A 19,447-nucleotide genomic window follows, 5' to 3' on the forward strand; every position below is an offset into this window, starting at 1 on the left:
AGCAGTATCCGACGTATCTTGAATGGTTTCAGTGGATCGCGGAACAGTACGAAAAACGTGACCGTCTACATCAGAGACCTGCGCACGAACGTCATCGTGCGTGGAGCCCGCCCAGATAGTTCTTTGGGATGGCCGGGACTCGAACTTTGAACCGGGGATTCCAGCCGATCCCAACCGTTACCGAATAGTGTTACGCCGTAAGGCTTTTCCGTCGCACTGGTTCCCGAGCCATTCCATCCGTTCCCGACCATTTCCGACCCGTCCTTGACAAAATGTGACAAGCTGCCGGGGCAATCTGTCGCTGATCTTATGTCACGCGCCGGGAAAGTTGTGCGCTGAGCGAGTATGGTTCGTTTTGCTGCTTTGTGCCTATGCTACCCGCTGGGGGCGGCTTTGGTGAATAAGGTCTATAAAAGATGAGATTTATATTCTCGAGTGCCGTGAAAGCCGCAGCGATAATCCTCCTTACGACCTTTTCCGCAGTAGCGCAAGAAAGCGCGGGTAGCTTGTATCCTGGCGTCATAAGCTCTTTGGTTGCCCCCGCTGGTAACATATCAGTCGGCGCAGCCGCTCACGGGTTCGCCGCCTCTCTCAGTGCCTCGCCTTCGACCGTACGCGCTGGCCAGCCAATCGTGCTTTCGCTGGAAGTCCGCAACGTTTCAAAGCACACACAATGGTTGTATAGACCCGAATGCCCCGAGAATTATACCTTTGTCGTTACGAATCTACGCTCGGGGCAAGCGGCAACCGTGGATGCATCCGATTGTGGCGACTTATTTGGCAGTCCAATTGCCGGCTTGGACCCAGGAGAATCGGAATTTCTCAGGTTTAAGTTCTCTGACCAAGTCATCGCAAGGCCAGCACGTTACCGAATAAGTCTGGCATCTGTCACCTGGTATCCCAACTCAGATGCGGCACCCCAGAAGTTGAAGCTCGGTTCGACTGCAGTGAATGTTACTGTCAGCCCGTAAGAACGTATAACCGTGAAAGGGCCCCGCGCTCCAACGGGCAACAACTTTCGGGCAATACTATTTGGGATGGCCGGGACTCGAACCCAAGCTCGGGGATTCCAGCCGATACCGTCCGTTACCGAATAGTGTTATCTTGTAAGGCTTTTCCGTCGCACTACTTCCCAGGCCGTTCCATCCGTTTCCATCCTTTTCCGATCCGTCTGTGACAAAATGTGACACGAAAGGGTCCGAAATAGGGGTGGCCGTGCGTGATTCCCGGCCAGGGCAGGAGCACGCTACCCGTGCGGCGCCGAATACCTTTCCATGAGCGATCCGGTCTTAGCCGTTGTCTCTGCCGATTGGACGGCCGTAGCCGTCGCAGAGGCGACGATAGCGCTTGCAGTCCTAACTGGCCTACTTGTCGTTGCAACATTCGCCGCCGTGATTGTCGGCGGTCGTGCAGCCTTGTCCGCCTCAAATACCTTTGCGCTCGAATCCGAGCCCGTCATAACGATTCGCTTGATAGAGACGGCAGACGAAGAACGCGTCCTTGGTAACAAGATAGCCGCAGATTATTTGATCGTCGGAAAGCCTGCGCTAGGAGACGGGATTGAGATACGTCCACTTGCGCCGGGCGAGCCGAGAACTGGGCGCGCCGGTATGATCCGCCCAAGCATCCTCTTGGAAGTGCAAAACGTGGGACGGTCTCCAGCGCTTGAACTCGCGATACCGTTTCGAGCGAGCGCTGCCGATATGTCGAAGGAACGCATGGTACGCGCTATGGCCGGTGCGCGTGACACTAAAGCAGAGTTCGTCGCCGAAGGCGAGATAAAACTTCTCGGCATAGCGGCGCAGTCCGTCGCCTACGTTCGCTTCTTCCATGATTTCGGCATAATCGTGACTCTATCAGCAGTTGGAACCGCGACCATTAGACCGATCCGTGGTAGCGGTGCGGAACGCGTGAATGTAACCCTCGTGTCGGAGGGGCCGTTCGTCATAAAAGACCCAACGTGGTACGAACACGCTAAGAAACAGGCACCGCAGCCAGACGGACCGAGCTAACTAACCAGTTACCGCTTGCGCCCCGTCAAGAACTTTTCGAAAATCCCTAACTCAATGATCCGATCCCCGATGGCCGTAGGCGAGTCTTCGAGGCGAATGTCCGTTAGGTATCCCTTTACTAGTTCAATCCATTCCTGACGCAGGGGCGCGGTCCACTTAAACGCATCATTAGGCCACGGACGTGCTTTGACGAGCCGGTCCATTAGAGGGCCCTGCTTTTTATATAGAACGGTGCTCACGACTCCACCCGTAGCAAAACCGCTTATGAGAAACTCGCGAACGACCTTCGGAACCCAATCGCTTGCTTTCGAAAGAAGCCAAACAAGCAAGTGCATATCCTCGAAGTTATAGGACGGCGCCCAAGAATCGCCTCGCGTAACGAAGCTGGAAACACACTCAGCGTTATAGTTACCGAACGTCGCGTGACGAAGGGCAATGTGTTCTTCGCAGAGAGGCCGGTCCCCATCAACCGTCAACGCCGCACCTCCGCCGATGCCGCCCTCCAGGCTGCGCTTTGCTGTAGCAACAGAAACATCTAGCATCTCGTCGAACGTATCTGAAAACTCTCCACTAAACTCGCGAAGCGTTAGGAAGGGCGAATAGTTTGCCAAAATGTGCGGAAAATCCAAGCACGTTTCTCGCAACCCGGGCATGCCTTTAATGAATGCGTGGACTTTTTCGGGGTGCGTCATTTGGCAAATGAGGTGCTCCTCCGCATACTCGGTCCACCTGAGTTGCATTGCTGCCCAGGCGAGTCGCACGCCGCGAAGCTCTCCGACTGTTCTTTCGTGGGGAAGCGGGAAACTCCACGAGCCCCAAGTGCTTTGTATCGGAACACGGACGCCGTGAAACGGCACCCTATTAGACGCTTCGACAACGTCGAGCCACCATTCGTCAGAAATAACAGGCGGTTGGAATCCCCAACTCAGGAGTTCGTCGCGTGCGACTATCAGTGGGCTTCCGTCCGGGTGAATCTTTCGGAGCAACTGATTACAGACAGCCTCTAATCCCTGGTCGGAACGCACGGCTACAATATCAGCAAGCGGCGGGGATATGGCGACGATCTCACTCCTCGTGATATTGTGCCAAACCGGCAACACAAGACGCGCATCCTCGTTCACCTCGCGTGCGACTAACCCGTCTAACTCTCGTTGCGGCCAGTTCTTGGCAAAGAACGCTGGACTAAGAATGACAATACCAAACCGCGAGTTCGCAAGCCCCTTGTCTATTGCGCGCCGCAAGCCGTCGCCAACACCGAGCGAAAACTCGTCATACCACACCTCTACGCGGTTGTCGCGTAGCATTTTCGCTAGCGGGCGAACGAGACTATCCTTATCCTCGCTCGCGTGGCAAATGAAGGCATCGTAGAGCACGCTCTTTAGATTCGAGACGTACGGAGCAATCCCCTAAGATATCCCTGCCGGGGAATGGCGCCGCTTCACACCTCTTCCAGACGGCCCTCGCAGATATCGCAGGTGCAGGGCGGTTCGCGCACCTGTTCAGCTTTTTCGCGAAGGTAGTTCGCTAGTTTTTCGGTGCGCGTGTCTCCAGGCATTTGTTCGATCCGCTCCCTGTTCTCGCGATATTCTTCATTGAGCCGGATGAAGAGTTTCGGCTTTTTGCCAAGAGTGAAGTCGAAGTAATCCCGCAAACTGTCGAAAGTACCGCCTTTGGCCTCTAGCGCCGCGTACTCCCATTCGAGGTGGTTCGCGAAACTCAATGCCGACTCATAGCGCGTTGCCTCAAGATATTCCGCGAGACGCTGCTCTATCCGTGAAGCAAGTTTCCCCGTTGCAGCGATAACGTCGGCGTCGATAAGGGCCTGCGTTAAGGCAAAGGCAACGTCGGAAGGGTTGAAAGTGCAAATGGCTTGCGGAGGCACCGGCTTGCGCGATGACCGCTTCCGGTATTCAGCCTTCAAGTCGGAGTCGGTCCAAATAAAGCCAAAGCGGTCCCATATCAGGTAGAACTCGCTGCGCCGCTTGCAAAGGGGTGCGATCTTGTTAAGCAGAGCGTAGGAAAGTTTCCGTGCCCGCGGACCCGAGAGAGCTTCTCCAAGGTTTAGGGCTCGTTCGATCTCGCGGTAACTGCCCTTGAGCGTTATGTCACGAGCCTGAAGTTTGTAGTGTTGCAGCAGCGCACGGACGAGGCGAACCCACCTCCTGTGATCCTTATCCGATAGCGCCGAACGCGGCCGAGCCACTGCCCATAAACTCCCTGAAAGACGTGGGTTTTTCGGCGGGGATTCACAGGCGCCGTCGTCCGATTCCTTTCCGTAATGACGGGCCTCGCTCTAATCCTGAAACTGCGCTCAAGACGGAACCGGAAATTGCGTCTCCAAGCCACGCCTTGTAACAAAAGCGAAGTCGACCACCAAGTCAAACCACCACAACCCCCCGGCAGAAGCAATAAACCAGCGATCCGTCGAACCGCCTCAACATGACCGCGCCGGTGGGTATGAAATGGCTGGCTCCGCTTTTTATTGCGGCGCTCTTTGCCAGCGCCACGACGGCTTCCAACGCGCAAACCGACCCATACTTGGGGCCGTTTGCACCGAAAGCGGATTGCACCGTTAGCGGGTCGGTGAAGAACAGTGCGGGGTTCCCAATCAAAGGCGCGCTCTTGACTCTCACAACACCGTCGGAGTCACCGCTACAAGGTAAGACCGATGAAAATGGAGCCTTTGCGTTACGCACGACAGGTGGCGGACACGCTCTAACGGCCGAAGCGGCGGGTCATTTGCAGCAGAGGACGCCTTTTGCATTCGAATATCCAAGGCAGGGCGATCCCTGTGCTTACACGTTGAACTTTACGCTCGCGCAAACGCCGCGCCCAACCCCGACACCAAAACCTGATGCTATTACCGCAGCATATGACAACGCCATCAACGCGTATTGCAAGAAGAAGGGCCAGGGAGCGGCGTGTACGTTCTACATGGAGCATGCCGGAGCGTGCCTTACCGAAGCCATCATGGCCGAGCAGATTTACACGAGAGTTCTGATGCTCAAAAAGCAAGGTCTTAGTTCTGAGCAGGCCATTGAGTCGACGACGGAAGGTGCAGCTAATCAGATTCCACCAAGGCGGCCCGAACTCGCTATGCCTCAACTGTCCTTGAGCGACACAGCTACTATCGCCCAAGGAGCCGCGAGCGTCATCGACTGGTTGAATAAACAGAGGCAAGGTGCGGCCGACAATCCCAAGGCCCCCGAGGTGTTTTCAAGTACGCTCGTTCTCCCGACCTGTTTAAAGGGCATCGCTCAATAAGAGCACCGAGGGAGACCACCGCCTGACCACCGCCTGATCACCGCCTGACCACCGAGCTACCACCGCAGGACCACCAGTGGTCTGCATACCACCGCAGGACCACCAGTGGTCTGCATACCACCGCCGGCAAACTTTGTTTGTTATTGAGCGTGAACGGGCGGAGAATAGAATGCAAAGGCGACGCCAATCATACCGCACTCTCGGGCTCCTAGCATGACCGTAAAAGACGGCCACGAAGCAAAGGATTGAAAGGGGAAAGGAATGCTCTACACTTGCCACATGGCCGCAGAGCTCGGCATACAGCCTAGCTTCACCGGCTCCGGGAAAGCCTTCACAATCTTTCCCGATGGCACGGCGGAGAACGCGAAATGACCGGGCCGTTTGACGAAGACCGCCGTCGCCGCTGGATCGAGTGGGAGGCGACGTTTTGGTCGACGGTGCAGACCTCGCTCGGTGATAGTGGCTCCGGAGGCGCGGCGCGCTTATTCGAGAGCGTTTGGGTGATGTTAAACCCGATTGAAGTTGGCGTTGTAAACATCGGAATATGTCGCTCCCCGCAGCATGGCGAAGGTCGGTTCCTCGGGTACAGCTTCAACGCCCTTTGGGAGACCGACCCGCCCGAAGGCGTCGCGGATTGGGCGATTCGATACGCAAAGCGCGTCTTAGAGGATTCGCTATTCTTTAGACCTTCTTGATACCCCGGACCGTGCTCAGCGAAGATTAGCTGCAAAAGGCGAGCGCCCCGCGTAAGTGCGAGGCGCCCTTGGGTGGTGCTTGCCAAAGTTAAGCGGCTTTGCCGAACCCCAGCGCGTCGGCTGCGAGTTCGCCGAGTCGTTCGCGATCCGCGTCGGTTAAAAGGTCATTTTGCGCGAACCATTCCGGCGCAACGCGGGCTAAGAACGCCTCTGCGCGTACGTCGAGGTACTGCGGGTTTTCAATCAAAAACTTTCGCTCGTCGACTCCGAGACCATCGAGCACTTCTTCCACAACGACGGCGCGATTACGAGTGCTTTCAAAAAGCAAACCAGAAGACTTCATACAGTAAGCCCCTCCTTGCTTTCAAGTATAGCAAGGGTACGTCTGTCAAGGGAAGCGGCTTAGACATTACGCACGTAACGCGGCATTTGCGTGCGACTTGTTATAGCTTTTGACAGGTGCAGAAACTTTCACAGAAGCGGCTAGACAAACGAAAACGCCCCGCAGTTTGCGAAGCGTTTGCGCGAGGCGAACGGGCGACTAGGCAGCGTACCTGAGCACGCGTGCGACCTGCATGGGATTCCACGACCGACCGTTGCGAGTGAAGATACCGCGGGCGTCGAGTTCGGCGCCTATTGCCTGCAAACTGAGACCCTTGGCGCGTAGCTCTTGAACGAGCGGCAGCACGTCGACGTACGAGTCACGGGCGAGCTTCGCTGTGCGTGCGGCGCCGCGTTGGCCTGCGTCGACGTTGAGGTTACGGCAGGCAGGGTTCGCGGCACCAAGGCGTACACCACGCGCCTTCGCGGCCTGCAATGCTGCGCGGGTGCGGTCGCTGATAGCGCGAGCTTCTTGCTCGGCGACGGCGGCCATGACGTGCAAGATGAACTTGGAAGCCTCGGGCAGGTCGCAGGCTCGGAACTCGACACCGGCCTCCATGAGGTTGGCGATAAACGCGACGTTGCGTGCGAGGCGATCCAGCTTGGCGATCAACAGCACCGCCTTTTTCGCCTTGGCGTAGGCTAGTGCTTGACGCAGGATAGGCCGGTCGCTCTTGCGGCCGGATTCGACCTCCTGGAACTCGCTGAGTAGTTGGTAACCGTGCTGTGTACAGAACTGTTCGACGGCGGCCCGCTGCGCTTCCAGACCGAGGCCGGAGGTGCCCTGACGCTGCGTCGAGACGCGGATATACGACACTACTTGCTTCATGCTCTAAGCATAGCACGGCCTCAACGCCCGTTCAAGCCTAGATACATATGTTTCCTAGGAAACTAGGGTTCCGGAAAGCACCGGCGATAGGCTCGCGCAACGGCGTCGACCTTGGCTTCGCGAACGAGCGCTTCGAGGATGCAGGTCTCGGTCGCAGCGATCCCGCGGCGCCGTAGTTCGGCCTTCAGCGAGGCGAGCTTGAACTTAACCTCGGTGTCGAAGTCGTAGGCGACCTTGACGGTCTTCTTGGCAGTCATGGCGCCAGTATAGGCCGCTAGGGTCCTGGGAGTCTAGGGTCGACCGATTCCGGGCTGTGTAGCGCTTCCATCATTCCGAGGGTCCTGAGTATCGACCGCGGCACGTTCCATCGAACCTGCGCCACGTATAGGCCACGGGAGGGGTGCTAACAGAGGCAGCGATCTAGGACGGGGGATATATTCCAGACAGGTTCCGGAAAGGTTCGCTTCGGTCGCCGCTACCATCTATCCGCATCGCTCTCCAAAAATCGAATCCCCGAAAGCGGTTGTAGAAGTGCGATGGTTGTACGAATCCGGCGCACTCCGGTATCATTGGCATATGTCTAGATGCACTGCACCCGTATACGGTCATCGCACGTCGAGCGGGAGAGCGAACTGCCCTGAGTGCGGTAGTCGCTACGGCGGCTATGGCGGCGGCTACCGTTCGTATTCGCCCCCGACCTATTACTCGGGGGGAAGTAGCGGGGGCGGTCGGAGTGGTGGCGGCTCAAGCAGCAGCGGTATGGACGCAAGGCCAAGATGGTCGCCAGCCGGTTCGACCGTGGTGTACACGCCTGCAGAGGTGTCAGCGCTCACACCGATCCGGGAGAGCTTGGAGAGGCGACTGCCTCAGCCCGACCGTCGCGACTTCTTTCTCTGCCACGCGTGGGACGACCGAAGGGGGCCAGCCAAGGAACTGAACGATCTGCTCGTGTCACTTGAAGTCTCGGTGTGGTTCAGCGAGAACGATATCGGCCTCGGCGCACCGTTCCTTCGCGAAATAGACAAGGGTCTGGCGAAGTCACGAGGTGGAATCGTGTTGGTGACTCCTGCGCTAATCGAGCGCCTTCGAGCAGAAGTATCGAGCATCGCGGACAAAGAGCTATCTGCATTACTAGAGCGCGAGCAGCTGGTCCCCGTTGTACACAACACCACCTATGACGCTCTGCGCGATGTTAGCCCTCTGCTCGCTTCGCGACACGGCCTGAGCACTGCAGAAAATACAATGGCTGAGGTCGCTGCAAAGCTCGCGGAGTTGGCCGCCATCGCGCCGGACGGGCAGCGTTTATATTAGACGGCGCTAGCGAAGTGATTGTGTAGCGCTAACTGGCCAGCGATTATGCTCCGCGCTGCAACCTTTTTCATGGTTTTCGTGTTATGTGTTGTAGGGCTCGCGCTTTAGAGCGCGGGCTCGTCATTTCATTTTCCGGCCTACGAATGCAAGGGTCGGGAAACTCGTGCCAAGAGACTCTGGCGCGAGGTAGGTTCTCGGTTTTGCAGCGCCGTGGCGGTGCTCCTGAGGATCAATCACGGTAGCTGCCGTCTACGCAGCGCCTGGGGTAGAGACATTCCCCCGTTCCGACTAGGCGGCAGCACCTATCGATGGGATATATTACTCAGGTAACGGGATAACAAAATCGTTATCGATGGGATTCAAAGAACCCAAGAACGGCAAACCTCGAACGGTTACCATGCCTGCGACGCTTGCCGCAATCTTGAAGCAACACCGAGAGCAACAGGACGGAGAGCGCGACCTACTCGGCAAAGCATACAAAGACGACAACCTCGTCTTTGCCAAGCCGAACGGGTCGATAGTAAACCCGCGGGCGTTCGGAGACCGGGTGATTGAACTCGCCCAAAGGGCCAACGTCAAACCGATAACGGCGCACTGCCTACGCGACACGCACGCGAGCCTACTGGCAAGCAAAGGCGTACCGCTCGAAGTGGTTTCCAAGCGCCTCGGTCATGCGGATATCCGCACCACGGCGGAGCGCTATCTACACGTCTACCGAGAGCGGGACGAGGAGGCGGCGAGGAAGTTCGACACCCTCACTGCCTAACCTCACCTTCTTCTCTGTGACAAATATGTGACAAACGGGGAGATAAAAAGCCGCTAGTGCGGCGGAAAGCCTTGCAGAATAAGGGCAATACTATTTGGGATGGCCGGGACTCGAACCCGGACGCCCTTTCGGGCTGCAGATTTTCGCACCACTATAGCTTTCGCTACCGGCAGAACCGTTTGTGGTCCGGACTGTGCCTTGACCGTATGAGATTACAATCTCACTTAGGCCGCGCCCGTCCAGTCTCTACACCTTTCCTCGCTTGAGGACTTGGCTCGGCGTCGTCACGTCGTGCGACAGAGAGTTCGCCGAATTTGAGCGCATCCCGTAGGTGATTTCTCCGCCTACGGCTCAACGTGGGTCAAGTCTGCTGTGTCTGCCTATTCCACCACCATCCCATGCGCCTGCCCTTCGTCCTTCGACTTCGCTCGCCTCCGGCTCGCTACGCTCAGGATGACAAAGAAAAGCTATTGCCGGTAGTGTTCCACGGTGTTTTCGGAGCGCAGGTGCGAGACGTTGGGATCTTGGCCGGCGTCGCGGCGCGCGCGGCGTTGACGTAACAAATCCCAGTACTGATCGAGTTGCACTTCAATCGTTTTCAGGCGCTGGGCGTCCTGGCCCGTCAGTTTGCCCGCATCGCCGTGTTCGAGCAGGCGGTGCTCTTCGGCGACGAGATCTTCGATGTGGCCGCGAATCTGCTGGTCGTTCATCAATGCCCCCTCCGGGTTTCGGAGCCTGCGTGCACCGGCTGCCGTTGTCCTGCCCCGATCGTGCCGTCATCGCGCTGCTGCAACAGGAAGCCGAGCAACAGGTCGGCGGCCGTCGCCACCACGATGTCGCGTTTGACGATATCGAGCACGGTATCGAGTACGATGATGCCGCCGGGTAAGATGTCGGCGCGCTGCGGCTTCATCCCGGGCACTTCCTTGCGTTCCTTGAGCGTCATGCCGCACAGCCGCACGAGCACTTTCTGCAAACTCGCGCGCGTGAGCGTAAACGACGCTACTTTCCCTTTACGGCCGCGTATGATCGAAGCGGTCGTCGTCGCCGTGCCGCCGACGATCGCCAAACGTTCGATCGGCGGATAATCCCGAATCGACTCAAGCGCTTGGCGCGCGATCGCGCGCGCGCGCTCGATCGTGCTCAATGCCACCACGCCGTCGCGACCGGCCAGCTCGGGAACCGACTCCGTTAGACGCACCGCGCCGATCTCGCACGAAACGTGGCGTTCGGGTTGCGGAGCGCTGCCGACTGCGTATTCCGTACTACCGCCGCCCATGTCGACCACGCCCACGCGCTCGCCGTGAAGCGCTCCAAACGCAGTGATCGCGCCGCGATACGACGCGGCGGCTTCTTCATCTCCGGTGAGCACGGTTAGATCGACGCCTAACACTTCGCGCACGCGCGCGGCAAACTCGTCGCCGTTATCCGCGCGCCGTACCGCGCTGGTGGCGAGCGCAAACAGTTTTAAGTAGTGTCCGCGCACCATGCGGTTGAGCTGCGCGATGCCATCGATGGTTCGCTGCATCGGCTCCTCGCCCAAGTGGCCGCGTTGTCCGAGGCCTTCGCCGATGCGCGTGCCGATCGATTGCGCTAAATCGACGTGCGGAAACTCCGGCGCCATGTCCGCTAACAGGACTCGAGTCGAATTCGTGCCGACCGAGATGACGGCGTAGTGTTTGCTCAAAAAACGAAGCGCGCCTTACGAAGTATGTTTGGATTCAAAGAGCGCGGCGCGCCGCTTCTTACGTAAGAAGTGCCGCTCCGCTACGGGAACGCCGTCGGGCGATTCCCACTCTTCGGTGCTCTTCAAATACGACGCGATCTGTGTTTCGAACTCCTCGTCGCGAAGTTGGGGCGCCAGCAAAACCGTGGGCCGCCGGCGTCCGTCCCGGCGCAAGTCGAACGAGAGCCGCTTGCGGCGCACGAGGGAGCGCTGGTAATCGGTGCGGTGCGCCTCGACGTCGACGGCCGGCGCGGTCGCGAGCTCGCCGTTTTCCAGCCGCACGGTTGCGCCGTAGGCGTTGAGATTGATGACGATGCCGCCGACGAGTTCCAACGGTTACGGGCTTGCGTCCGGCGCCGGACTGACGAAGATGATCGTTTCGTTCGGCCGAACGAGGCGCAGACGATCGTGAATCTCGGGGACCGCGCCTTCGGGATCTTGCAGGCGCACCAGTTCCCGGCGCTGGCGGTCGCGCCTGAGCTTGAGTGCATCGATATCGGAGTGCACGGACGAAAGTTCGCGCGCCATGGCGACGTTCTGATCGATGGCTCGAGCGAACTGAACGCCGACGAGTAAGATGATGAGGACGCCTACCGAGACTGCGGCGAAGCGGCCGGCGAAGCGAAGGAGAAATCCAGCAGACAAGCTTCGCGGCTTCATCTGCCCTCGACGATCGGCTCCATTCGTTGCGCCTGCCACGCTCCTACCCGCCGGTACTTTCGATAGCGTTCCTCCAAGAGTGTTTCCGCCGGCAGTGCCGCCAAACTCGTGACGGCCTTTTCAACGGCCGAAAGCGTTCTCGCGACGGTACCGGCTACATCGCGATGCGCTCCACCCAGCGGCTCCGGCACGACTTCGTCGATGATTCCGAAAGCACGCAGATCGGCCGCGGTTAACTTCAACCGCGCCGCGGCCTCTTCCGCTTTTGTCGCATCGGACCAAAGAATCGCCGCGCACGCTTCCGGCGACGCAACCGAATAGGTGCTGTGCTCGAGCATGAGCACCCGGTCGGCAATCGCAAGGGCGAGCGCGCCGCCCGAACCGCCTTCGCCGATCACCGTCGCGACGATCGGCACGCGCGCCATCGTGAACTCGTAGAGGCACATCGCGATCGCTTCGGACTGCGCATGTTCTTCCGACGAAATGCCCGGATCGGCACCTTTGGTATCGACGAACGTGACGATCGGCAGGCCCAAACGCGAGGCTACGTGGGCTAGGCGCTTCACTTTGCGATACCCTTCGGGCGCCGGCATCCCGAAGTTGCGCCGGAGATTTTCCTTCGTATCGCGGCCGCGCTGCTCGCCGATGACCACCATCGAGCGGCCCCCGAGCTGCGCGAATCCGCCGACGATCGAGGGGTCGTCGCGGTAATGCCGGTCGCCGTGCAGCTCGTCGAAACGGTCGAGTCCCGAGATGTAGTCGAGCGAGGTCGGCCGGCTCGGATGGCGCGCCATGTGAATCTTTTGCCACGGCGTCAGCGACCCGAAGACCTGTTGGAGGATCTCTTGATACTTTTGCTCGAGCGCGGCGATCTCCGACGACATGTCGGCCGGCAGCGTGGCGTTGGCCGCGCGCAGCTCTTCGATCCGCCGCTCGAGAACGAGCAGCTCCTTCTCGCGCTCGACGATGAGATTACCGCTCACCCTTGGAGCGTGCCCCCGCGAGCGTATTCGAGCAGGCGAACGAGCGTATCCTTGAGCGCATGCCGCTCGACGACCATATCGACCTGCCCGTGTTCGAGGAGAAACTCCGCGGTCTGAAACTGATCCGGAAGCTTCTGGCGAATCGTTTGCTCGATGACGCGGCGCCCGGAGAAACCGATGTTCGCCCGCGCTTCGGCGACGATGACGTCGGATTGAAACGCAAACGACGCGGAAACGCCGCCCGTCGTCGGATCGGTCAGGACCGTGCAGAAAAAGTTGCCGTCTTCCATGAAGCGCGCGACCGCCGCGGTCGTCTTGGCCATCTGCATCAGTGCGAGCATGCCTTCTTCCATGCGCGCGCCGCCCGACGCGGTGAAGATGATGCACGGCACCTTGCGTTTGCGTGCCTCTTCGAGCAGCAGCGTGATCCGCTCGCCGACGACCGTGCCCATCGTACCGCCGCGGAAATGGAAGTCCATCACGCCCAACGCCACGTCAAAGCCGCCGATTTGACCGAAGCCGCAGACGACCGCTTCGCTCAATCCACTCTTCTCGCGATCGCCGCGCAGCTTCACCGGATACGTCTTCTTGTCGGACCACTGCAGCGGATCTCCGGCACCGATCTCGGCGCCGATTTCGGCGAAGGCGCCGTCGATAATGGTGCTGATCCGATCGTAGGCGCCCATGCGAAAGTGATGGCTGCATCGCGGACACACGAACGCGTTTGCCGCGAGGTCGCGCCGATACAGGACTTCACCGCATTTCGGACACTTCGTCCATAACGCGGCATCGCGCGTTTCCGCATCGCCGCCGCGCCGTGCGCGCAGCCACTCGGGCATTTGCATCATCGCAGTTTGGCCGTGTACAGCTTACGCAGCTGCTTCAAATAGTTGATGATTTCTTTCTGGTTGAGCTTCGACTCGCCGACGGTTCGATCTTTGAAGACGTACGGAATCTCGACCGCTTTTCCGTAATGTCCCTTGGCGATCACTTCTAAACCGATCTTGAAGCCGATGGGATCGAGCTCGACGCCGTCGAGCGCTTCCCGCTTGACCAGAAAGTAGCCGCTCGTGACGTCCTTGACGTTAGTGAGCGGACGCGCCAGCATGCACGCAACGCGCGACGTCACGATCCGCCGCGTCGGCCAGTTCGCAATGCCGCCGCCCGGTACGTAGCGGCTACCGACGGCCAAACCGTACTTCCCCGACTCCAGCGCTTCGACCATCGCCGGGAACACGTTGATGTCGTGGCTGAAATCGGCATCCATGGCTCCGAGCGCTTGCGACTCGGGACGCGCCGTCTTCCAACCGTCGATGACGCCGCTCGACAACCCCATTTTGCCGGGGCGGTGCAAACACCGGACCGGAAGCTCGGCGGCGAGCCGATCGACGATCGCACCGGTTCCGTCGGGCGAATTATCGTCGACGACGATGATCTCACCGTCGAGGCCGTTGGCCTTGAACACGCCGTCGAGCGCGCGCAGCAGCTGTTCGATGCCGCCGGCTTCGTTGTAGGTCGGGATGACGATAGAAAAAGGAAGCGCCATAGTCAATTCGCGGTAGTACGTCGGCCTACGGACGGCGTCCTATGCTTCCTCGCGCCGCAAGTGTTTATCGCGATACATCGCGGCGTCGGCAACCTGCAGCAGTCGCTGCAGGTCCTCGCCGTGTTCGGGAAAGAGGGCGATCCCGATGCTGGCGCCCACGGTGACGTTCGCGCCGGTCGACAGTACGATCGGCTTATCGAGGAACCGGTACATCCGCTCGGTGAGCGCTTCCACGTCGCCAACGTCGGCTATCGCGGTCTGCAGAATGACGAACTCGTCCCCGCCGACACGCGCGACCACGTCGTGTCCTCGTACCGCAATCTCGAGACGGCGGGCGACTTCCTTGAGGACCTCGTCGCCGGCCGCGTGGCCGTGCACGTCGTTGACGGGTTTGAAGCCGTCGAGGTCGGCATAGTGCAGGGCGATGATTTCACCGCCGCGACGCGCGCGCGCCGTCGCGCGCGTGAAGAGCTCTTCGAGGGCTGCTCGATTGGCAAGGCCGGTGAGTTTGTCTTGCGTCGCACGCTCGTGCAGCCGTCTTCCGCGCAGCTCCCGGGAGACGGCGTTGGTTACCATCGAGCTTAGTACGTCGATGAAGTCGATGTCGGATTGCTTGAACTCAGATTCGCGCTTGGCCTTATCGAGAAAGAGGATGGCACCGTACTGCTCGCCGTCGACGGTGAGACGCGCTCCAATATAGCTCCCCCACGGAAGGCCGCGCTCTTTCAGTTCGCTCGCATACGGCCCGACGGTGAGATCGTCGATCGCGACGGCCCGTTCGCTCGAGGCAAGGCGGCCTCCGATCGATTGCGTTACCGGCATTCGATGTCCGACCGGAAGTAAATCGTCGGAACCGTACCGGTGCTGAACGATCAGTTCGCCGTCGCGCATTTCGACGACGTAGCCGTGCGTCATCTGCAGCGCGTTCGATCCAAGGAACAACGCTTCGTCGACTTGAGCTCCGCCGCTCCACGACGATCCGGCCACCTGCAGCAGCGTCGCCAGCCGTTCGTCGAACTCATCGACTTGCCGGCGCAGCGCGCGCTCGCCGCTCATGTCGCGCGACGTGTAGAAGATACCCTCGACGCGACCGGCGACGCGAATCGGCGTAGCGTCAACGTGAACCGGCACCTCGTGGGCATCTTTCGTATATGCTGTCGCGTCGTAGCTGCGGGCCGGTCCGGAAAGAAGCTCCTCGAAGCGCGCTTGCGAACCTTCGCGCTGTCCGGGAGGAACGACGACGGTGAAGTTCTTACCGACGATGTCGGCGGCCGCGTGTCCGGTAAGATGCTCGAACGTTACGTTTGCATCGGTGATAACGCCCTCGGCGTCGACGGCCAGAATCGAGTTCGGGCTCGACGCAAAGAGCGACCGGAACCGTTCGTTGCTGCGCACGAGCTCGGCTTCGAATCGACGCTCGACGGTGACGTCCCGCACGGATCCGACCACTCCCTCGACGGTGCCGTTGACGACGATCGGCGCCAGGCTGCCAACGACGGGAACCTCACGACCCTGCGCGTCGAGAAACGTCGTCGCAAACTCGATCGATCGGCCCGACGCGGCGGTCGCATAGTCGACCGCCGCCGAACCGCGGCAATCCGGAGCGATGTGAATGTCGAACTTCTGACCGACCGCCTCGACGCCGAATCCCAGGCGCACCATCGCGGCGCGGTTCGCGCGCACGATCGTGCCGTCGGCGCGATAGATGCACATCAGATCCGAACTGTTGTCGAACATCGCCGCAAACCGCTGCCGCCGCTGCTCGAGCGCTCGCAACGCAGACTCGATCGACGCTTCGCGCCGCCGAATGACGAACGCATACAACGCGGCGACGACGACGAGAATCACGCCGCCGGCCACGAGCACGATGTTGCGCGACGTCGTGCGCTGAGCGCTTCCGCGCACCGTGGTGACCGTCGTCGCGCGGCCGAACGTGTCGTCCATCTGCAGCCCAAGCGTGCGGAGTTGCTCTTGCAGCGCGGCGTTACGCGGGCCGGCGGCTACCCGGCGCGAAACGGCTTCGAATCGCTGGTACAAGTCGCGGTCCGCGCCGCTGAGGTCGCCCAGGTCGTCGTTCTCGACGTCGAGTTTCGTGATGGCGGTCTCGAGATCGGCGACGGCGGAGGGTGTCGAAGCGGCGCGCGCGGCCTGATACAGAATCGCCATCGCTTGCGCGCGGCGCAAACTGCTCCGGTTGACGATGTCCGTTTGCACCGGCGCCGTTGCGAATCGGTATTCGATCACAGCGGCCTGAATGACGACCATAAGCGCAATCGTCGCGACCGCCAGAACGCCTCCCGTGCGCAGGCGCCGTACTGCCTCCGCTTGATCCATTTGGACTATAGGTATTCGAGGATTGCAAGCAAGACCATGGCAGCCGTCTCGGTCCGCAGGATCCGCGGGCCCAGCCATAAGAGGTGGGCGCCGCGGTCCGCGGCCATGTCGGCCTCGGCGTGCGAAAAGCCGCCCTCGGGCCCGATGACGACCAGCACGCGGGACGCGCCCGCGAGCAGCGGCGGGAGGGTTTCGCGCAGCGGCTGCGCCGGCGCCACCTCCCACGGAAACAGCACCGCGTCGTACTCCGCAAACCGGGCTAGGAGCTCGTCGTAGGAGCCGACCCCGGCGATCTCGGGGACGAAGCTGCGGCCGCACTGCTGCGCCGCCGTGCGCGCCAGCCGGCGCCAGCGATCGATCTTTGCCGTTCCAGAGGCGTGCGCCACGCTGCGCTCGCTGGTAAACGGCAAGATCGCGCGCGCGCCGAGCTCGGTGGCCTTCTCGACGACGAAATCCATCTTCTGCCCCTTGGGAATCGCTTGCGCGACGTCGATCGAGCGCGAGGCCGGAGTCTCGTTTGCGTGCGCGGCGAGCAGCGACGCGAAAACCGCGTTGCCGTCGACGTGCACGCGCGCGTCGAACCGCGTTCCCGCTGAGTCGACGAGCTCGATCGCGTCGCCGTCGCTCAGGCGCAAAACGGCGACGATCTTGCGGGCGTCGGCACCCTCGATGGCCACGCGCTCGCCGATCGCGCGAACCCCTTCAACGAAGAATCGGCGGGCCGGCATCGTGTCGAGACTACTCCGGGCGAAACGCGTCTTTTACACGCTCGAAGAAGCTGCGTTCGTCGATCGCGTCGCCGCCGGCGCTCGCGTACTCTTCCAGCAGCTCGCGCTGGCGTTTATTGAGTTTGGTCGGAACGAGCACGTGCACCGTTACGTGATGATCGCCGCGCTGCGTTCCGCGAACGCTGGGCATGCCGCGACCTCGCAGACGCATCGTCGTTCCGCTTTGCGTGCCGGGTGCAAGCGTCACGGCGACCTCGCCTTCGAGCGACGGCACCGACAACGCCGCCCCGAGTGCCGCCTGCGTGAAACTGACCGGAACGTCGACGAACGTATCGAGACCCTCGCGGCGGAACATGGCGTGCGGCTTCACCGTCAGGTAGACGTAGAGATCGCCGGGCGGACCGTTGCGGATGCCCGCTTCGCCGTTCCCGGCGATGCGAATGCGCGAGCCGTCGTCGACGCCGGCCGGTACCTTTACGGTGAGGCGGCGCTCGATCTCGCGCCGGCCGCGGCCAGCGCACGTTTGACACGGCTGTTCGATGACGTGTCCTTCGCCCGCGCACTTCGTGCAGGGCGCTTGCGTGACGATCTGACCCAACGGCGTCTGGCGCGCCGTGCGCATGACGCCGCTGCCGCCGCAGCGGTCGCATGGCGTCGCGAGCGTTCCCGGTTGCGCGCCGCTGCCGCGGCACGAATCGCACTGGGCGAGGTGATTGAACGAAATCTCTTTGGTGATTCCGGAAAACGCCTCTTCGATCGTGATCTCGAGATCGTATCGCAGGTCCGATCCGCGCTGCGGTCCGGCGGTGCGAGCCGGACCCGCGGTGCGCACGTTCCCGAAAAACATGTCGAAGATGTCGCCGAACGAACCCGGACCGAATCCCCCAAAGTCTGCGGGGCCGGCACCCGCGCCATTGACGGTGCCAAACCGATCGTACTGCGCGCGCTTATTGGGATCCGACAACACTTCGTATGCTTCGTTGATTTCTTTGAAGCGATGTTCGGCCTCCGACTTGTCGTGCGACACGTCGGGATGGTGCTTGCGTGCGAGCGCGCGATACGCTCGTTTGATCTCGTCCGCTGACGCGTCTCGTGCGACGCCGAGGACGTCGTAGTAATCTTTGGTGGGCATGCTGGGTTAGCTTGTCAGGTCGATTCGACGTCGGAAAGGCGTTGGCTGAGCGTTTCGGCCGTCCCCGAAGCCAGCGCCAGCAGGCGAGCGTAGGGCATGCGGCGCGGCCCTAGGATGGAAAGCATTCCCATCGCATTGGCACCGAAACGGTACGGAACGGTCACGACCGACAAGTCGGAAAGCTCGTCGCTGCCGAGCTCGTGTCCGATCTTCACGCTGGCCGCATCCGAGCTCATCGCATCGGCGACGATATCGTAGAGCGTTTTCTGCTCTTCGATGATGCGCAAGATCGAGCGCAGCTTGCGCAGATCCTGGAACTCCGGCTGATCGAGTAAATTCTGCGCGCCCGCGGCGGCAACCGTTGGAAGCTCGTTCGAGCGCGCGGATTGCATCGATGCGCCGACGGCGTTGCGCAGGTCGTCGGAAAGATTCATTTCGCGCGCAACCGTCGCGATCTCGGCGTCGGAGACGTCGCGCAGCAGACGATTGCTGAAGCGCGCGTTGAGTGCGTTGGAAAACCGGGTCAGTTCGTCGGGAACGATCTCGGAGCCGACTTCGAAGAGGCTTTGCGCCGCCACGCCGAGCGACGTCACCACGATGGCAACGCCGGTGCGCGGTGACAGCCAGATGAGCTGAACGTGTTTGAACGTCTGCGACTCTTGCTGCGGCCGCGTCACGAATGCCAGATTGTTCGACAGCCGCCCGAGCAAACGCGTCGTGTGATCGATGATCTCGTCGAGCTCGTGGCTCGCGTCGCGCAGATCCTCGCGGATGCGCCGGCGCTCTTCGGTGCCGAGCTCCTCGGGCTGCATCAGCCGGTCGACGTAGGTACGGTAGCCGGCATCCGAGGGAATCCGGCCTGCGGACGTGTGCGGCTGAACCAAGTAGCCGCCCGCCTCCAGCTCGGCCATCTCGTTGCGCACCGTCGCCGAACTGACGCCGAGGTTATACTTCTGCGTCAGGGTCTGGGAGCCAACCGGTTCGGCCGTCGCGACGTACTCGTAGACGACCGTCGCGAGGATGTAGGCCTTGCGCTTGTCGAGGCTTCCCGGCTCTTTCACGAGGATTAATGTAGCACTC

The 19,447-nt window shown here is 60.7% G+C and carries 20 protein-coding genes; 4 read left to right on the plus strand and 16 right to left on the minus strand.

Annotated elements, in window-relative coordinates:
- The first annotated feature begins 1,274 nt into the window (after positions 1-1,274).
- Positions 1,275-2,012, plus strand: coding sequence for a hypothetical protein (locus tag VGG89_16790; GenBank protein HEY1978212.1), 738 nt, complete (start codon positions 1,275-1,277; stop codon positions 2,010-2,012).
- A gap of 8 nt (positions 2,013-2,020) precedes the next feature.
- Here VGG89_16790 and VGG89_16795 read toward each other — a convergent pair whose 3' ends face one another.
- Together VGG89_16795 and VGG89_16800 are read right to left on the minus strand one after the other, a co-directional pair.
- Positions 2,021-3,385 (minus strand): TIR domain-containing protein, encoded by a 1,365-nt coding sequence (locus VGG89_16795; protein ID HEY1978213.1) that lies wholly within the window; start codon positions 3,383-3,385, stop codon positions 2,021-2,023.
- Positions 3,386-3,450: 65 nt separating this feature from the next.
- Positions 3,451-4,215 (minus strand): hypothetical protein, encoded by a 765-nt coding sequence (locus VGG89_16800; GenBank protein HEY1978214.1) that lies wholly within the window; start codon positions 4,213-4,215, stop codon positions 3,451-3,453.
- 236 nt (positions 4,216-4,451) lie between these two features.
- Here VGG89_16800 and VGG89_16805 point away from each other — a divergent pair, with 236 nt between their 5' ends.
- A complete protein-coding gene (locus VGG89_16805) occupies positions 4,452-5,276 on the plus strand; it encodes a carboxypeptidase-like regulatory domain-containing protein (GenBank protein HEY1978215.1) in 825 nt (274 codons plus the stop codon).
- Between the two features lie 783 nt (positions 5,277-6,059).
- Here VGG89_16805 and VGG89_16810 read toward each other — a convergent pair.
- From VGG89_16810 to VGG89_16820, 3 genes are all read right to left on the minus strand, one after another.
- A complete protein-coding gene (locus tag VGG89_16810) occupies positions 6,060-6,314 on the minus strand; it encodes a hypothetical protein (GenBank protein HEY1978216.1) in 255 nt (84 codons plus the stop codon).
- A gap of 198 nt (positions 6,315-6,512) precedes the next feature.
- Positions 6,513-7,181, minus strand: a complete 669-nt coding sequence (locus VGG89_16815) for a recombinase family protein (GenBank protein ID HEY1978217.1) — start codon at positions 7,179-7,181, stop codon at positions 6,513-6,515.
- A 62-nt stretch (positions 7,182-7,243) separates the two neighbouring features.
- Positions 7,244-7,438 carry a hypothetical protein gene (locus tag VGG89_16820; protein ID HEY1978218.1) on the minus strand — a complete coding sequence of 65 codons (195 nt, stop codon included), beginning with the start codon at positions 7,436-7,438 and terminating at the stop codon, positions 7,244-7,246.
- A 502-nt stretch (positions 7,439-7,940) separates the two neighbouring features.
- Here VGG89_16820 and VGG89_16825 point away from each other — a divergent pair.
- Positions 7,941-8,492: a toll/interleukin-1 receptor domain-containing protein gene (locus VGG89_16825; GenBank protein HEY1978219.1), complete on the plus strand. Its 552-nt coding sequence runs from the start codon at positions 7,941-7,943 to the stop codon at positions 8,490-8,492.
- 352 nt (positions 8,493-8,844) lie between these two features.
- Complete coding sequence (locus VGG89_16830; GenBank protein ID HEY1978220.1) at positions 8,845-9,258, plus strand: tyrosine-type recombinase/integrase; 414 nt, start codon at positions 8,845-8,847, stop codon at positions 9,256-9,258.
- A 467-nt stretch (positions 9,259-9,725) separates the two neighbouring features.
- Here VGG89_16830 and VGG89_16835 read toward each other — a convergent pair whose 3' ends face one another.
- Genes VGG89_16835 through hrcA form a run of 11 tightly spaced genes read right to left on the minus strand, consistent with a single transcriptional unit; the run spans position 9,726 to position 19,428 of the window.
- Complete coding sequence (locus VGG89_16835) at positions 9,726-9,968, minus strand: DUF2630 family protein (protein HEY1978221.1); 243 nt, start codon at positions 9,966-9,968, stop codon at positions 9,726-9,728.
- Positions 9,968-10,945 carry a hypothetical protein gene (locus VGG89_16840; GenBank protein HEY1978222.1) on the minus strand — a complete coding sequence of 326 codons (978 nt, stop codon included), beginning with the start codon at positions 10,943-10,945 and terminating at the stop codon, positions 9,968-9,970. The genes VGG89_16835 and VGG89_16840 overlap by 1 nt, the downstream gene beginning before the upstream one ends.
- A gap of 15 nt (positions 10,946-10,960) precedes the next feature.
- Positions 10,961-11,317, minus strand: a complete 357-nt coding sequence (locus tag VGG89_16845; GenBank protein HEY1978223.1) for a hypothetical protein — start codon at positions 11,315-11,317, stop codon at positions 10,961-10,963.
- A 3-nt stretch (positions 11,318-11,320) separates the two neighbouring features.
- Positions 11,321-11,629, minus strand: a complete 309-nt coding sequence (locus VGG89_16850) for a hypothetical protein (protein HEY1978224.1) — start codon at positions 11,627-11,629, stop codon at positions 11,321-11,323.
- Positions 11,630-11,640: 11 nt separating this feature from the next.
- Positions 11,641-12,627, minus strand: coding sequence for an acetyl-CoA carboxylase carboxyltransferase subunit alpha (locus VGG89_16855; GenBank protein HEY1978225.1), 987 nt, complete (start codon positions 12,625-12,627; stop codon positions 11,641-11,643).
- A complete protein-coding gene (gene accD, locus VGG89_16860) occupies positions 12,624-13,466 on the minus strand; it encodes an acetyl-CoA carboxylase, carboxyltransferase subunit beta (protein ID HEY1978226.1) in 843 nt (280 codons plus the stop codon). Before accD ends, VGG89_16855 begins: the two co-directional genes overlap by 4 nt.
- Positions 13,467-13,471: 5 nt before the next feature.
- A complete protein-coding gene (locus VGG89_16865) occupies positions 13,472-14,173 on the minus strand; it encodes a polyprenol monophosphomannose synthase (GenBank protein HEY1978227.1) in 702 nt (233 codons plus the stop codon).
- 39 nt (positions 14,174-14,212) lie between these two features.
- On the minus strand, positions 14,213-16,507 hold the full coding sequence (locus VGG89_16870; protein ID HEY1978228.1) for a diguanylate cyclase: 2,295 nt from the start codon (positions 16,505-16,507) through the stop codon (positions 14,213-14,215).
- A 5-nt stretch (positions 16,508-16,512) separates the two neighbouring features.
- A complete protein-coding gene (locus tag VGG89_16875) occupies positions 16,513-17,235 on the minus strand; it encodes a 16S rRNA (uracil(1498)-N(3))-methyltransferase (GenBank protein ID HEY1978229.1) in 723 nt (240 codons plus the stop codon).
- A gap of 10 nt (positions 17,236-17,245) precedes the next feature.
- Complete coding sequence (gene dnaJ, locus VGG89_16880) at positions 17,246-18,367, minus strand: molecular chaperone DnaJ (GenBank protein HEY1978230.1); 1,122 nt, start codon at positions 18,365-18,367, stop codon at positions 17,246-17,248.
- A gap of 14 nt (positions 18,368-18,381) precedes the next feature.
- Entirely contained in the window at positions 18,382-19,428 is a 1,047-nt protein-coding gene (gene hrcA, locus VGG89_16885) for a heat-inducible transcriptional repressor HrcA (GenBank protein ID HEY1978231.1), read from the minus strand.
- Between the last annotated feature and the right edge of the window lie 19 nt (positions 19,429-19,447).

It is taken from the genome of Candidatus Baltobacteraceae bacterium (genome assembly GCA_036488875.1).
In the GTDB taxonomy this organism is placed as follows: Bacteria; Vulcanimicrobiota; Vulcanimicrobiia; order Vulcanimicrobiales; family Vulcanimicrobiaceae; genus JAFAHZ01.